Genomic DNA, 15,511 nt, shown 5'->3' on the forward strand with positions numbered 1-15,511 from the left:
GGTGACAATCATCTTTTGTATGTAAACAATCGCTAAAACTATTGGAGGCGCAGTATTGATTACGTTATTAATGATACCTTTTTTCCTTGTTCTCTTAGCCATTTTTGGAATTATATATGATTTAATGACCAGTAAAGGTAGAAAAGAGTGTGCTCGCACAGTATTCTTATTTATATTGAACCTCCTCACTATTGGTATCTGTCTATTAGATTTACCAATGGAAAGTAAACCATACTCAGGAATAGGGTTTATCTTATTTTATGCACTTGCTTTCACCCCTTTGATAATTGTTTTCTCACTATATACGCTCTATAGGATTGGAAAACATTATAGGTATTTTAAGAGCAAGTTCGCTATAATACTTCGATTCAATGCTTTTTTGCTTTTCCTATTTTCATTAGTAAATATATTTGTGATATGGCGAGCACTGACAATATATCAAAAAAGTGGTATTTATCTGTTTTTGTTGGTTTTTGGGATTTGTTCAACTATCCAAGTGATAGTAGGAGAGCTTGAGAAGAAAAGAATAAGAATCCTCCAAAAACAAGTGGAGCAAGATAGTTATGAAAAATAACTCTATAAAAGATATGAGCAGAAAATATAGAAGTCAAGAGCAAATGCTGAGATTGATTTTACAGGTAGCCAAAACTTTACAAGTCAAAGCTGTCGCTATGTCTGGTTCGCGTGCTTGTTCAAAAGCTCCAACAGATGAATTTCAAGACTATGATGTAGTCTATATTGTGGATGATTTTGATAATCTGACAAGTGACCTTTCCTGGTTGAATCAGTTTGGGAAACGCATTATTGAGCAAGAAGTTACTCTTGGTAATCGTTGTCTCTATCTCATGCTCTTTGAAGATGGCAATCGTATTGATTTGACTCTTTGCCCTAAAGAACACATGCAAGAGTGGGTGGATAGTGAGGCAGGATTCATAGTTTTAGTAGATGAGAAGGGCTTGTTTGAGTCATATTTTCCCAGCCCAGAGCGTTTCTGGATACATCCAGCTACTGAGACAGATTTTAAAAATTCCTGCAATGAATTTTGGTGGGTTTCCGCCTATGTAGTCAAGGGCATTTGTCGCAAGCAACTACTCTATGCCACTGACCATCTCTACGGGATTTGTCAACAAGAACTCTTGAAGGTCTTGGCTTGGCAGGTAGCAAGTGATAGGGAAAAGATCGACATCGGAAAGAATTATAAGTATCTCTTTAACTATTTACCCACTGGTAAAGAAAAGAAATTTTCAAATCTGCTTGATTTCTCAAGTTTAGATAAAATCACTAAGTCTTTGTACGCTACAATGAAACTTTTCCACCAAGAAGCTCAATACCTTGCTAACAAGATGGAATTTGACTACGATAAGGAAATGGCTGAGAAGATGATTAAGTATGCTGAGGAGAGACTCGAAACAAATGAAACATTTACAAAATAATAAGATAACAAAATTTTTACTGATTAGTTTTCTCATTTCTTGGGGATTTGGTTGGGGATTGCTCGCTTTTCTGACGCAAATGAGTCTCTTAAGTCTAACAAGTCCACTAGGAGTTTTTCTCCATTTACTAGGAGGTTTCGGTCCAACCATTGCAGCCATTTCTTGTTTGCCTCAAAAATCCATTAAAAGCATAGTCTTTTTTATCTTAGGGAACTCAAAGAAATATATTTTGTTATTTCTTTTACTAATTTTCGTGCAGACAGGTGTCATCGCTTTCTCCTCTAAGGAACTTAATCCGGCTTTTCCACTAGGAAATTTGTTTGTTGTTTTTTTGAGTGCAGTCTGTGTTTATGGTGGCGAAGAAGAATTGGGATGGCGAGGCATCTTGCAACCAATTTTGGAAACTAGATTCTCCTTTTGGATTTCCGGTTTGATAACAGGTTGTATTTGGGCAATATGGCATGTACCTTTATGGTTTGTGATTGGAAGTTCCCAAAGTGGGATGTCTTTTATATTATTCAGTCTATTTGCAATTTATCTCAGTATTCTTCTAGCAGCTGTTTTCAAAAAGACTAAGTCGGTCCTTTTTTGCGCCATTTTTCACGGCCTAATTAATACCCTACTTAGCTTATTTGTTATTAAAATTAATCTTTTGTTCATTCTAGGATTAGTAGGATTGCTCTTCTTTTCTCACTACCTACAAAGAAACAGTTAAATTTAAAAATATAGATTTACTTTACAATAAAACACTAAAAAGAGAATTATTATGTCTAACATTCAAAACATGTCCCTTGAGGACATCATGGGAGAGCGCTTTGGTCGCTACTCCAAGTACATTATTCAAGACCGGGCTTTGCCGGATATTCGTGATGGCTTGAAGCCGGTTCAGCGCCGTATTCTTTATTCGATGAATAAGGATGGCAATACTTTTGACAAGAGTTACCGTAAGTCAGCCAAGTCAGTCGGGAACATCATGGGGAATTTCCATCCACACGGTGACAGCTCCATCTATGATGCCATGGTTCGTATGTCTCAGGATTGGAAAAATCGTGAGATTCTAGTTGAAATGCACGGTAATAACGGTTCAATGGACGGAGATCCTCCTGCGGCTATGCGTTATACCGAGGCGCGTTTGTCTGAAATTGCTGGTTACCTTCTTCAAGATATCGAGAAAAAGACAGTTCCTTTTGCCTGGAACTTTGACGATACCGAGAAAGAACCGACGGTTTTGCCAGCAGCCTTTCCAAACCTCTTAGTCAATGGATCTACTGGTATTTCAGCCGGTTATGCCACAGACATTCCTCCCCATAATTTGGCTGAGGTCATTGATGCGGCGGTTTATATGATTGACCACCCAACTGCAAAGGTTGATAAACTCATGGAATTCCTACCTGGACCAGACTTTCCTACAGGAGCTATCATCCAAGGTCGTGACGAGATTAAAAAGGCCTATGAAACTGGTAAGGGGCGCGTGGTTGTTCGTTCCAAGACTGAAATTGAGAAGCTAAAAGGTGGTAAGGAACAAATCGTTGTTACTGAGATTCCTTATGAGATTAATAAGGCAAATCTAGTCAAGAAAATCGATGATGTTCGTGTCAATAATAAGGTGGCAGGTATTGCTGAGGTTCGCGACGAGTCTGACCGTGACGGTCTTCGTATCGCTATCGAACTTAAGAAAGACGCCAATACAGAGCTTGTTCTCAATTATCTCTTCAAATACACCGACCTACAAATAAATTACAATTTTAACATGGTGGCGATTGACAATTTCACGCCTCGTCAGGTTGGGATTGTTCCAATCCTGTCTAGCTACATCGCCCACCGTCGTGAAGTGATTTTGGCGCGTTCCCGTTTTGACAAGGAAAAGGCTGAGAAACGTCTCCATATCGTTGAAGGTTTGATTCGCGTGATTTCGATTTTGGATGAAGTCATTGCCCTTATCCGTGCTTCTGAGAATAAGGCTGACGCCAAGGAAAACCTCAAAGTTAGCTATGATTTTACGGAAGAACAGGCTGAGGCTATCGTAACCTTGCAACTGTATCGTTTGACCAATACCGATGTGGTTGTCTTACAGGAAGAAGAAGCAGAACTTCGTGAAAAGATTGCCATGCTTGCTGCTATTATTGGAGATGAACGGACCATGTACAATCTCATGAAGAAAGAGCTTCGTGAGGTCAAGAAGAAATTTGCGACTCCACGTTTGAGTACTTTAGAAGACACAGCAAAAGTAATTGAGATTGATACAGCTAGTCTTATCGTTGAGGAAGATACCTATGTCAGCGTGACCAAGGCAGGTTATATCAAGCGTACCAGCCCACGTTCCTTTGCCGCTTCAACCCTGGAAGAAATTGGCAAACGTGATGATGACCGTTTGATTTTTGTACAAGCTGCCAAGACAACCCAGCATCTTTTGATGTTCACGACTCTTGGAAATGTCATATATAGACCAATTCATGAATTGGCAGATATTCGTTGGAAGGATATCGGTGAGCATTTGAGCCAGACCATTACAAACTTTGAAACGAACGAAGAAATCCTTTATGTTGAAGTAGTAGATCAGTTTGATGATGCGACAACCTACTTTGCTGCAACTCGTCTTGGTCAAATCAAGCGTGTAGAACGAAAAGAATTCACCCCATGGCGGACCTACAAGTCTAAGTCTGTTAAGTATGCTAAGCTTAAAGACGAGACAGACCAGATTGTGGCAGTGGCTCCAATTAAACTGGATGATGTTCTCTTGATTAGCCAAAATGGTTATGCACTGCGTTTCAATATTGAAGAGGTTCCGGTTGTCGGTGCCAAGGCAGCAGGTGTCAAGGCTATGAACCTGAAAGAAGATGATGTCCTCCAATCGGCCTTTATCTGTAATACCTCGTCCTTCTACCTCTTGACTCAGCGTGGAAGTTTGAAACGTGTTTCCATTGAGGAAATTCCAGCAACAAGCCGTGCCAAACGTGGTTTACAAATTTTGCGTGAGTTGAAAAACAAACCACATCGTGTCTTCTTGGCTGGTGCAGTTGCAGAGCAAGGATTTGTAGGTGATCTCTTCAGTACAGAAGTGGAAGAGAATGACCAAACTCTGCTTGTTCAATCCAACAAAGGAACAATCTATGAAAGCCGATTGCAAGACTTGAACCTGTCAGAACGAACTAGCAACGGAAGCTTCATATCAGATACCATTTCAGATGAAGAAGTTATTGATGCCTATCTTCAGGAAGCTTATACAGAATTTGAATCAAAAAAATGATAAAAACAATGAAAAGCTTTTCATTGAGAAATTTGTTAAGTTATAGATTTAAGAATTGAATTTGATTATATATACAAAAACGAACAGTGCTGATTCCCAACTGATAGAGACTGAAGCCTGTTCGTTTTCTTGTTTTTAGTGGTATAGACCGCTTTGTATTTAGATGTGAAATTATTAACATATGAACAACTATACAAGTTGAGCTAATAAAAAATAATATTTTTTAAGAAAACGCTTGCATCTATAATATTTTTATGTTATACTCTTATTGTTTCAAGAAAGCGCGTTTAAGAAATAATTCGTTTAAATATATATAGGAGTTTTGTATGTCTCGAAACAAACAAGATAAAGGATTTCGTTTTTCTATTCGTAAACGTAGCGTTGGAGTATGTGGTGTTGCCATTGCAACATTTTTGCTAGGTTCTGGCCTTGTATTTCAAACAAATGTAGTAAAAGCAACAGAACCAAGCGTTGCTGCAGTTGCTGGTGAAAATATTGCTGCTCATAAGTCTGCAAGTCAGAGTTCGACTGCTTATGAAGGGGAGGCTTCTAGAGCAGTTGACGGTAATCGTGATAATGCCTGGAACAATCGTTCAGTTACTCATACAGATTTTCAAGATCATTCTTGGTGGAAAGTTGACCTAGCAAAAGAAGAAGGTGTGGGAACTGTTCGTATTTACAATCGTGGAGATGGAGTTGTAGCTAATCGTTTATCTAATTTTGATGTTATTTTATTAGATAAAGATGGTAAGGAAGTAACTCGTCAACATGTCGATAGCTTAAACAATCAACCAACAGTTGATGTTCAATTCTCAGGAGTTAATGCACGGTATGTAAAAATTGAATTAAATAAATCTAAAACTCCTCTTAGTTTGGCAGAAGTTGAAGTATATCGTGCTGTAAAAGAAGAAAAAGTAGTAACAGATAAGAAAACAGAAAACCAAGTTAAAACAGAAAGTAAAGATAAAAAAGATTATACTGCAGAGCTAAATAACTATTTATTTGGTTTAAATTACGATAAACTAAATATTTTAACTAGAAAAGGCGAAGCATTAGAAAATTACACTAATACAAGCACAAAACAACAAGGAAATGAATTTGTGGTTGTCGAAAAAGTGAAGAAAAACCTTTCTAATGCTTCTGCAGATGTTGCCATTAATGGTAACGGAGATATTTTCCTAGGTGCTTTGTTTAAAGCAAATCAAGACCTTCTAGAAAATAAACCACAACAAATTAGTTTAGATCGTAGCAAAGGTAGAATTAGCGTCGACTTGCCAGGTATGGTTGGCGGAGATAGCTATGTAGATGCTAATCCAACTGCAAGTGGTATGCAGGAAGGTGTGAATACCTTGTTAAATCGTTGGCATGAAAAATATGCTGCAAAAAATCCTGCTCCAGCACGTATGCAGTACGAATCAACTTCTGCTTACAGCATGAATCAATTGAAAGCAAAATTCGGAAGTGATTTTGAAAAAGTCGGCGTTAATTTGAAAATTGACTTTGAGGCTGTGAACAAGGGTGAAAAACAAGTTGAAGTTGTTGATTTTAAACAAATTTACTATACTGCTAACTTTGATGCTCCAAAAAATCCATCAGATGTATTTGCTCCAGGAGTAACGGTTGATCAATTGAAAGCACGTGGAATTGATGACAAAACACCTCCTGTATACGTGTCAAGCGTTTCATACGGACGTCAAATGTATGTCAAATTTGAAACAACAAGCAAGAGTACAGAGTTGAAAGCAGCGATTAATGCTGTTATCAAAGGAGTGCCTATTAAACCAGAATCTGAATGGGCGCGTGTCTTGAAGAACACAACTGTAACAGTTTCAATCGTAGGTGGAAATGCTGATGGCGCTGCACGTGTTGTGACAGGTACAGTAGAAGATTTGAAGAAATTGATTCAAGAAGGAGCTACTTTCAGTACACAAAACCCGGCTGTTCCAATTTCTTATAAGACTGCATTCTTGAAAGATAATCAAGTAGCCACAATTCAAAGTAATACAGACTACATTGAAACTAAAGTGACTTCATATAAAAATGGTTACCTCAATTTACATCATAAGGGAGCTTACATTGCTCGCTACTATGTTTACTGGGATGAAGTAACTTATGATAAGGATGGAGTTGAAAGCATTCGCTCACGTCAATGGGAAGATAATGGTAAAAACAGAACAGCAGGCTTCCAAACTGAACTTCAATTTAAAGGAAATGTTCGTAATATCAGAGTAAAAATCCAAGAAAAAACAGGCCTTGTTTGGGAACCATGGCGTACAGTTTACAATCGTACAGACCTTCCTCTTGTTCAAAAACGTACCATTGTTAACTCAGGTACAACACTAAGACCAAAATACGATGAAAAAGTTGAAAATAACTAATTTTTCACTTGTAAAAGGAATCAGTTCTAAGAGCTGGTTCTTTTTATTGAAGAAATTTTCTGAAAATTACAAAATATACTTGCTATTTTAGAAAAATAGTGTAGAATAAAAGAAATAGGTTTTTAGAATAAGGAGTGGAATATGACAGTAACGATTGATTGGGAAAATCTCGGTTTTTCCTATATGAAATTACCTTATCGCTATATTGCTCATTTTAAAAATGGACAATGGAATCAAGGAGAACTTACAGAAGATGCAACCTTGCATATTTCAGAGTCTTCTCCAAGTCTTCACTATGGTCAACAAGCCTTTGAAGGTTTGAAAGCTTACCGTACTAAGGATGGTAGTGTTCAACTTTTCCGTCCTGACGAAAATGCTAAACGCCTGCAACGTACTTGTGATCGTCTCTTGATGCCACAAGTTCCGACAGAAATGTTTGTAGAAGCTTGTAAGGCAGTTGTTCGTGCGAATGAAGAATACGTACCACCATACGGAACAGGTGGAACCCTTTATCTTCGTCCTCTTTTGATTGGAGTAGGAGATATTATCGGAGTAAAACCAGCAGAAGAGTACATTTTCACTATCTTTGCCATGCCAGTTGGTAATTACTTTAAAGGCGGTTTGGTCCCAACCAACTTCTTGATTCAGGATGAATACGACCGTGCCGCTCCAAATGGTACAGGTGCGGCTAAGGTTGGTGGAAACTATGCTGCAAGTCTCTTGCCAGGGAAATTGGCCAAGTCACGTCATTTCTCAGATGTTATCTATCTAGACCCATCAACTCATACAAAGATTGAAGAAGTCGGATCAGCTAACTTCTTTGGAATTACAGCTGATAATGAATTTGTAACACCATTGAGTCCATCTATCTTGCCATCTATTACCAAGTATTCTTTGCTTTACTTAGCAGAACATCGCTTGGGCTTAACTCCTATTGAGGGGGATGTCCCAATTGATAATCTTGACCGTTTTGTAGAGGCAGGTGCCTGTGGTACAGCAGCAGTTATTTCTCCAATTGGTGGAATTCAGCACGGTGATGATTTCCATGTTTTCTATAGTGAAACAGAAGTAGGTCCTGTGACTCGTAAACTCTATGATGAATTGACAGGTATTCAGTTTGGTGATATTGAAGCGCCAGAAGGTTGGATTGTAAAAGTAGATTAAAATTAACTAAAGGAGATTTTTATGAAATCGAAAAAATGGCTCTTAACAGCAGGAGTGGTCCTGAGCACAACAGCTCTTTTAGTGGCTTGTGGAAAAGCTGATAAAGAAGCAGATGCACCGACAACATTTTCATATGTCTATGCAGTAGATCCAGCATCTTTGGATTATAGTATAGCGACTCGTACATCTACAACAGATGTCATCGGGAATGTGGTGGATGGTTTGATGGAAAATGACCAGTACGGGAATGTTATTCCTTCCTTGGCTGAAGATTGGTCTGTCTCAAAAGATGGTTTGACTTATACCTATAAACTTCGTAAAGGAGTTAAATGGTACACTTCAGAAGGCGAAGAATACGCAGAAGTAACAGCCCATGACTTTGTGACAGGACTAAAACACGTAGCTGACGGTAAGTCAGACGGTGTCTCTCTCATCCAAAATTCAATCAAGGGCTTGGATGCCTACATGACTGGTGAGACCAATGATTTCTCTACAGTTGGTGTTAAGGCCTTGGACGATTATACAGTTGAATATACCCTAAACAAACCAGAAAGCTTCTGGAACTCTAAAGTCACCACAGCAACGATGTTGCCTGTAAATGAAGAGTTTTTGAAGGCATCAGGTAAAGATTATGGAGCAGTTACTCCAGCAGGGATTCTTTACAATGGTCCTTATATCTTGAAGACCTTGACTTCTAAATCGTTGATCGAATACGAGAAAAACCCAAATTACTGGGATAAAGAAAAGGTAAAAATTGAAAAGGTCAAATTGACTTACTACGATGGTTCTGATCAGGAATCGTTGATTCGTAGCTTCTCTTCAGGTGCCTATACGACAGCCCGTCTCTTCCCAAGTAGCTCAAACTTTGCTTCAACTTTGGAACAATACGGAGATAAAATCACTTATAGCCCACAGGACTCAAGTAGTTATTACTTCACCTTTAACGTAAATCGTCAATCATATAATAAAACTGCGAAAACAAGTGAAGAGCAAAAGACTTCTACTAAAGAAGCTATGCTTAATAAGGACTTCCGTCAGGCTATCAACTTTGCCTTCAACCGCCATTCTTATGCTGCCCAGCTAAATGGTGAAGACGGTGCGGACAAGATTATTCGTAACAGCCTCGTTCCTGACAACTTTGTACAAGCAGGTGGTAAAAACTTTGGTCAAATCGCTCAAGCAGAGTTGGTGAACTATGGTGACCAATGGAAAGATGTTGAGCTAGTTGACGGTAAGGATTCTATCTACAATCCTGACAAGGCTAAAGCTGCTTTCGAAAAAGCTAAGAAAGACTTGGAATCTAAAGGGGTAACATTCCCAATTCACTTGGATGTCCCAGTTGAACAAACAGATACCATCGCTGTTCAACAAAGCAACTCTTTCAAACAGTCTATTGAATCAACTCTTGGTGCTGAAAATGTTGTTATCGACGTTCTTCAAATGACAGATAATGAAAAGGAAACAATCACTTCTCAAGCGCGTGTTCCTTCTCAAAAAGATTATGATTTGAACAGTACAGGATGGGCTCCAAGCTATCAAGACCCAGCATCTTACTTGAATATCATGGATCCTAAATCAGGTTCTGCTATGAAACACCTTGGTATTACTAAAGGGAAAGATAAGGATGTTGTAGCTAAACTTGGTTTGGACCAATATAAGAAATTATTGGATGATGCAGATTCAGAAACTACAAATCTTGAAGAACGCTATGAAAAATATGCCAAGGCTCAAGCTTGGTTGACAGATAGTTCATTATTGATGCCAACAGCCTCATCTGGTGGTTCTCCAGTTGTAAGTAATGTCGTGCCATTCTCAAAACCATACTCACAAGTTGGTATTAAGGGTGACCCATATATCTTTAAAGGAATGAAATTGCAAAAAGATATTGTTACAACAAAAGAATATGAAGAAGCACTGAAAAAATGGCAAAAAGAAAAATTGGAATCAAATGGTAAGTACCAAAAAGAACTAGAAAAACACATTAAATAATGCGGAAAACTCTATATCGGACAAGCCCGATATAGAGTTTTTTCTTGCTAGTTTTGGGATTTTCTTGTAAAATAGAAAAAGTGAAGAGAGGTATGAAATGAGTAAGAAAGATAAAAAAATTGAAATTCAAGTAGCAGATGCCAAGGTTAATGTAGGAAAAGACAGTTTTGAAGGCTATACATTGACAATTGGTAAAAAAGTTATCGGAGAAATTGCCGAATTAGACGGACAATTTGCCATCATAAAGAATGGAAACGTCGATAGTTTTTATAAAAAATTGGAAAAAGCTGTGGAAATTTTGATTGAAAATTATAATTTAGCAAAATAAGTCTTGTTTTTTTGAAATTTTCATGATATAATGGTCCATGTTGATTGTAGGAGAGATAGCGAAGAGGCTAAACGCGGCGGACTGTAAATCCGCTCCTTCGGGTTCGGGGGTTCGAATCCCTCTCTCTCCATTTCATCAATGGGGTATAGCCAAGCGGTAAGGCAAGGGACTTTGACTCCCTCATGCGTTGGTTCGAATCCAGCTACCCCAGTTCTTAGGTAATGATCAAGATAAAATCAAAATATCTTAGGGTATTTTATTTTTATAATTGAAAGACGTGAACGATATGAACATGTCCTTGCGGGTGCTTAGGAAAAAAATTATAAGTATGTCAAGTTTAAGAAGAACTTGATTGTTGGAGGATTTTTTAGATGAACGAATTTGAAGATTTGCTAAATAGCGTTAGCCAAGTTGAGACTGGTGATGTTGTTAGTGCTGAAGTATTGACAGTTGATGCGACTCAAGCTAACGTTGCAATCTCTGGAACTGGTGTTGAAGGTGTCTTGACTCTTCGCGAATTGACAAACGATCGCGATGCAGATATCAATGACTTTGTTAAAGTAGGAGAAGTATTGGATGTTCTTGTACTTCGTCAAGTAGTTGGTAAAGATACTGATACAGTTACATACCTTGTATCTAAAAAACGCCTTGAAGCTCGCAAAGCATGGGACAAACTTGTTGGTCGCGAAGAAGAAGTTGTTACTGTTAAAGGAACTCGTGCCGTTAAAGGTGGACTTTCAGTAGAATTTGAAGGTGTTCGTGGATTTATCCCAGCTTCAATGTTGGATACTCGTTTCGTACGTAACACTGAGCGTTTTGTAGGTCAAGAATTTGATGCTAAAATCAAAGAAGTTGATGCTAAAGAAAACCGCTTCATCCTTTCACGTCGTGAAGTTGTTGAAGCAGCTACTGCAGCAGCTCGCGCTGAAGTATTCGGTAAATTGGCTGTTGGTGATGTTGTAACTGGTAAAGTTGCTCGTATCACAAGCTTTGGTGCTTTCATCGATCTTGGTGGTGTTGACGGATTGGTTCACTTGACTGAATTATCACACGAACGTAACGTATCACCAAAATCAGTTGTAACTGTTGGTGAAGAAATTGAAGTGAAAATCCTTGATCTTAACGAAGAAGAAGGACGTGTATCACTTTCACTTAAAGCAACAACACCTGGACCATGGGATGGCGTTGAGCAAAAATTGGCTAAAGGTGATGTAGTAGAAGGAACAGTTAAACGTTTGACTGACTTCGGTGCATTTGTTGAAGTATTGCCAGGTATCGATGGACTTGTTCACGTATCACAAATTTCACACAAACGTATTGAAAATCCAAAAGAAGCTCTTAAAGTTGGTCAAGAAGTTCAAGTTAAAGTTCTTGAAGTTAACGCAGATGCAGAGCGCGTATCACTTTCTATCAAAGCTCTTGAAGAGCGTCCAGCTCAAGAAGAAGGACAAAAAGAAGAAAAACGTGCTGCTCGTCCACGTCGTCCAAAACGTCAAGAAAAACGTGATTTCGAACTTCCAGAAACACAAACAGGATTCTCAATGGCTGACTTGTTCGGTGATATCGAACTTTAATCAAATTGAAAATTCACAAAATCCTTTGTTTACTAAACAAAGGATTTTTCTTTTGTCTGTAAGCCTTTTTTGATATAATAGTCCTATGTTAGAATCAGAAAAACAATCACGTTATCAAATGTTAAATGAGGAGCTCTCTTTTTTATTGGATGGTGAAACCAATGTTTTGGCTAATCTTTCCAACGCCAGTGCTCTTCTAAAATCACGCTTTCCTAATACCGTATTTGCAGGCTTTTATCTGTTCGATGGAAAGGAATTGGTTTTAGGTCCTTTCCAAGGAGGTGTTTCCTGCATCCGTATTGCACTGGGAAAAGGTGTTTGTGGGGAGGCAGCTCATTTTCAGGAAACTGTTCTGGTTGGTGATGTAACAACTTATCCCAACTATATTTCTTGTGATAGTCGAGCTAAAAGTGAAATTGTTGTTCCGATGGTTAAGAATGGTCAATTACTTGGAGTTCTGGATCTTGATTCTTCAGAGATTGATGATTATGATGCTATGGATCGAGATTATTTGGAACAATTTGTCGCTATTTTGCTTGAAAAGACAGAATGGGACTTTACAATGTTTGGGGAGAAAGCCTAATGTATCAAGCACTTTATCGAAAATATAGAAGTCAAAACTTCTCCCAGTTGGTTGGACAGGAAGTTGTGGCTAAGACTCTTAAACAAGCAGTGGAGCAAGAGAAAATAAGTCATGCTTATCTTTTTTCTGGTCCACGGGGAACGGGAAAAACCAGTGTAGCCAAGATTTTTGCCAAAGCTATGAACTGTCCAAATCAAGTGGGTGGTGAACCGTGTAATAACTGCTATATTTGTCAAGCAGTGACGGACGGTAGTTTAGAAGATGTCATTGAAATGGATGCTGCTTCTAATAACGGGGTGGATGAAATCCGTGAAATTCGTGATAAATCTACCTATGCGCCTAGCCTTGCTCGTTATAAGGTTTATATCATAGATGAGGTTCACATGCTGTCTACAGGAGCTTTTAATGCCCTCCTAAAGACGCTGGAAGAGCCAACACAGAATGTGGTCTTTATTTTGGCCACTACTGAATTGCACAAGATACCTGCCACTATTCTATCCCGTGTGCAACGTTTCGAGTTTAAATCGATTAAAACACAGGATATTAAGGAACATATCCACTATATTTTAGAAAAAGAAAATATCAGTTCTGAACCAGAGGCTGTGGAAATCATTGCCAGACGGGCTGAAGGTGGAATGCGAGATGCCTTGTCTATTTTGGATCAAGCCTTGAGTTTGACACAGGGAAACGAGCTGACGACTGCCATCTCTGAAGAAATTACTGGTACCATTAGTCTATCAGCCTTGGATAATTATGTGGCTGCCTTATCTCAACAGGATGTTCCCAAGGCTTTGTCTTGCTTGAATCTTCTTTTTGACAATGGTAAGAGTATGACTCGTTTTGTGACGGATCTTTTGCACTATTTAAGAGACTTGTTAATTGTCCAAACAGGTGGAGAAAACACTCATCATAGTCCAGTCTTTGTAGAGAATTTGGTACTTCCTCAAGAAAATCTGTTTGAAATGATTCGCTTGGCGACAGTCAGTTTAGCAGATATTAAGTCTAGTTTGCAGCCCAAGATTTATGCTGAGATGATGACTATCCGTTTGGCAGAGATTAAGACTGAAGCAGCTCTTTCTGGGGCAGTTGAAAGTGAAATTTCTGCACTGAGACAGGAAGTTGCCCGTCTCAAACATGAACTGGTAAATGTAGGAACTGTATCTAAGCCAACAAATCCAGCTCCTAGTCGTCCAACAGCAGGCAAAACAGTCTATCGTGTGGATCGTAATAAAGTTCAATCTATCCTACAAGAGGCCGTTGAAAATCCTGATTTAGCACGCCAAAATCTGATTCGCTTGCAGAATGCCTGGGGAGAGGTAATTGAAAGTCTAGGAGGCCCTGATAAGGCTCTGCTAGTTGGTTCTCAACCGGTTGCGGCCAATGAACACCATGCTATTCTTGCTTTTGAGTCTAACTTCAATGCTGGTCAAACCATGAAACGGGACAATCTCAACACCATGTTTGGTAACATCCTCAGTCAGGCAGCAGGTTTTTCACCCGAGATTTTAGCTATTTCCATGGAAGAATGGAAAGAAGTTCGTGCAGCCTTTTCAGCCAAAGCTAAATCTTCTCAATCTGAAAAAGAAGCAGAAGAAAGCCTGATTCCAGAAGGTTTTGAATTTTTGGCTGATAAAGTGAAGGTAGAGGAAGACTAAAGAAAGATTTCATGATACAATAAGTTTATGAATAGACAACAATTTATTATCATCGCGCTGTTTACAGCTGCTGAGACCTATTTTTTCAATGAAGCCTGGATGACTGGTCGCTATATTATGGCAGCCTTTTGGGCCATTTTGCTCTTTAGAAATTTCCGAGTAAGTTACTTGATGGGCAAGATTGTAGATGTCATTGACCAGCATTTAAAAGGAAAAGACTAGTCCTCAGCTTCTAGACAAAATCAAAGCCTTTTAGGCTTTTTTTTGTTATACTATAAAAGTATATTTATTGACCTTTTACCGTATTTTCTAGGGAAATCAAGTATGTTTCCAGTAAGCACTGTAAAGGCCTTGAAAAAGAAAGGAATTATCATGTCAGTATTAGAGATCAAAGATCTTCACGTTGAGATTGAAGGAAAAGAAATTTTAAAAGGGGTTAACCTGACCCTGAAAACAGGAGAAATCGCCGCTATCATGGGACCAAATGGTACTGGTAAATCGACTCTTTCTGCCGCTATCATGGGAAATCCAAACTATGAAGTTACCAAAGGTGAAGTCTTGTTTGATGGCGTAAACATCCTTGAGTTGGAAGTGGACGAGCGTGCGCGTATGGGACTTTTCCTTGCTATGCAATACCCATCAGAAATTCCTGGTATTACTAACGCTGAGTTTCTTCGTGCAGCCATGAATGCTGGTAAAGAAGATGATGAAAAAATTTCAGTTCGTGAGTTTATCACTAAATTGGATGAGAAGATGGAATTACTCAACATGAAAGAAGAAATGGCTGAGCGTTACCTCAACGAAGGTTTCTCTGGTGGTGAGAAAAAACGCAATGAGATTCTTCAACTTTTGATGTTGGAACCAACTTTTGCCCTTTTGGACGAGATTGACTCTGGTCTTGATATTGATGCCCTTAAAGTTGTTTCTAAAGGTGTTAATGCTATGCGTGGTGAAGGATTTGGTGCTATGATTATCACTCACTACCAACGTCTTTTGAACTATATCACACCAGATGTGGTACACGTTATGATGGAAGGTCGTGTTGTTCTTTCTGGTGGCCCAGAATTGGCTGCGCGTTTGGAACGTGAAGGATACGCAAAACTAGCTGAAGAACTTGGCTACGACTACAAGGAAGAATTGTAATTCCCTCGTATCTTTTA

General features: G+C 38.8%; 13 protein-coding genes and 2 tRNA genes. All 15 read left to right on the plus strand.

What is annotated here, in order from left to right:
• Positions 1–70 precede the first annotated feature (70 nt).
• The 15 genes from B7699_RS06115 (at position 71) to sufC (ending at position 15,494) form a co-directional block, all read left to right on the plus strand.
• Positions 71–574: a hypothetical protein gene (locus tag B7699_RS06115; protein ID WP_084927512.1), complete on the plus strand. Its 504-nt coding sequence runs from the start codon at positions 71–73 to the stop codon at positions 572–574.
• Positions 564–1,433 carry an aminoglycoside 6-adenylyltransferase gene (locus B7699_RS06120; protein WP_084927514.1) on the plus strand — a complete coding sequence of 290 codons (870 nt, stop codon included), beginning with the start codon at positions 564–566 and terminating at the stop codon, positions 1,431–1,433. The genes B7699_RS06115 and B7699_RS06120 overlap by 11 nt, the downstream gene beginning before the upstream one ends.
• Entirely contained in the window at positions 1,414–2,148 is a 735-nt protein-coding gene (locus tag B7699_RS06125) for a CPBP family intramembrane glutamic endopeptidase (RefSeq protein ID WP_084927516.1), read from the plus strand. The genes B7699_RS06120 and B7699_RS06125 overlap by 20 nt, the downstream gene beginning before the upstream one ends.
• A 51-nt stretch (positions 2,149–2,199) precedes the next feature.
• Entirely contained in the window at positions 2,200–4,680 is a 2,481-nt protein-coding gene (parC, locus tag B7699_RS06130; protein ID WP_084927518.1) for a DNA topoisomerase IV subunit A, read from the plus strand.
• 326 nt (positions 4,681–5,006) lie between these two features.
• On the plus strand, positions 5,007–7,058 hold the full coding sequence (locus B7699_RS06135) for a thiol-activated cytolysin family protein (protein WP_084927520.1): 2,052 nt from the start codon (positions 5,007–5,009) through the stop codon (positions 7,056–7,058).
• Positions 7,059–7,199: 141 nt separating this feature from the next.
• Positions 7,200–8,222 (plus strand): branched-chain amino acid aminotransferase, encoded by a 1,023-nt coding sequence (locus B7699_RS06140; RefSeq protein WP_033681953.1) that lies wholly within the window; start codon positions 7,200–7,202, stop codon positions 8,220–8,222.
• Between the two features lie 21 nt (positions 8,223–8,243).
• Entirely contained in the window at positions 8,244–10,211 is a 1,968-nt protein-coding gene (locus B7699_RS06145) for a peptide ABC transporter substrate-binding protein (RefSeq protein WP_000837410.1), read from the plus strand.
• A 97-nt stretch (positions 10,212–10,308) separates the two neighbouring features.
• A complete protein-coding gene (locus B7699_RS06150) occupies positions 10,309–10,539 on the plus strand; it encodes a DUF2969 domain-containing protein (RefSeq protein WP_000037113.1) in 231 nt (76 codons plus the stop codon).
• A 49-nt stretch (positions 10,540–10,588) separates the two neighbouring features.
• Positions 10,589–10,669, plus strand: a tRNA-Tyr gene (locus tag B7699_RS06155).
• Between the two features lie 9 nt (positions 10,670–10,678).
• Positions 10,679–10,750 (plus strand) — tRNA-Gln (locus B7699_RS06160).
• A 160-nt stretch (positions 10,751–10,910) separates the two neighbouring features.
• On the plus strand, positions 10,911–12,113 hold the full coding sequence (rpsA, locus tag B7699_RS06165; RefSeq protein WP_001001631.1) for a 30S ribosomal protein S1: 1,203 nt from the start codon (positions 10,911–10,913) through the stop codon (positions 12,111–12,113).
• A gap of 85 nt (positions 12,114–12,198) precedes the next feature.
• Entirely contained in the window at positions 12,199–12,696 is a 498-nt protein-coding gene (locus B7699_RS06170) for a GAF domain-containing protein (RefSeq protein ID WP_084927521.1), read from the plus strand.
• Positions 12,696–14,351, plus strand: coding sequence for a DNA polymerase III subunit gamma/tau (gene dnaX, locus B7699_RS06175; protein WP_084927523.1), 1,656 nt, complete (start codon positions 12,696–12,698; stop codon positions 14,349–14,351). Before B7699_RS06170 ends, dnaX begins: the two co-directional genes overlap by 1 nt.
• 27 nt (positions 14,352–14,378) lie before the next feature.
• Complete coding sequence (locus tag B7699_RS06180; RefSeq protein ID WP_001081602.1) at positions 14,379–14,573, plus strand: DUF3272 domain-containing protein; 195 nt, start codon at positions 14,379–14,381, stop codon at positions 14,571–14,573.
• A 150-nt stretch (positions 14,574–14,723) separates the two neighbouring features.
• On the plus strand, positions 14,724–15,494 hold the full coding sequence (gene sufC, locus B7699_RS06185) for a Fe-S cluster assembly ATPase SufC (protein WP_000114489.1): 771 nt from the start codon (positions 14,724–14,726) through the stop codon (positions 15,492–15,494).
• The last annotated feature ends 17 nt before the right edge of the window (positions 15,495–15,511 follow it).

The sequence above is a fragment of the Streptococcus mitis genome (genome assembly GCF_002096835.1).
Lineage (GTDB): Bacteria > Bacillota > Bacilli > Lactobacillales > Streptococcaceae > Streptococcus > Streptococcus mitis_W.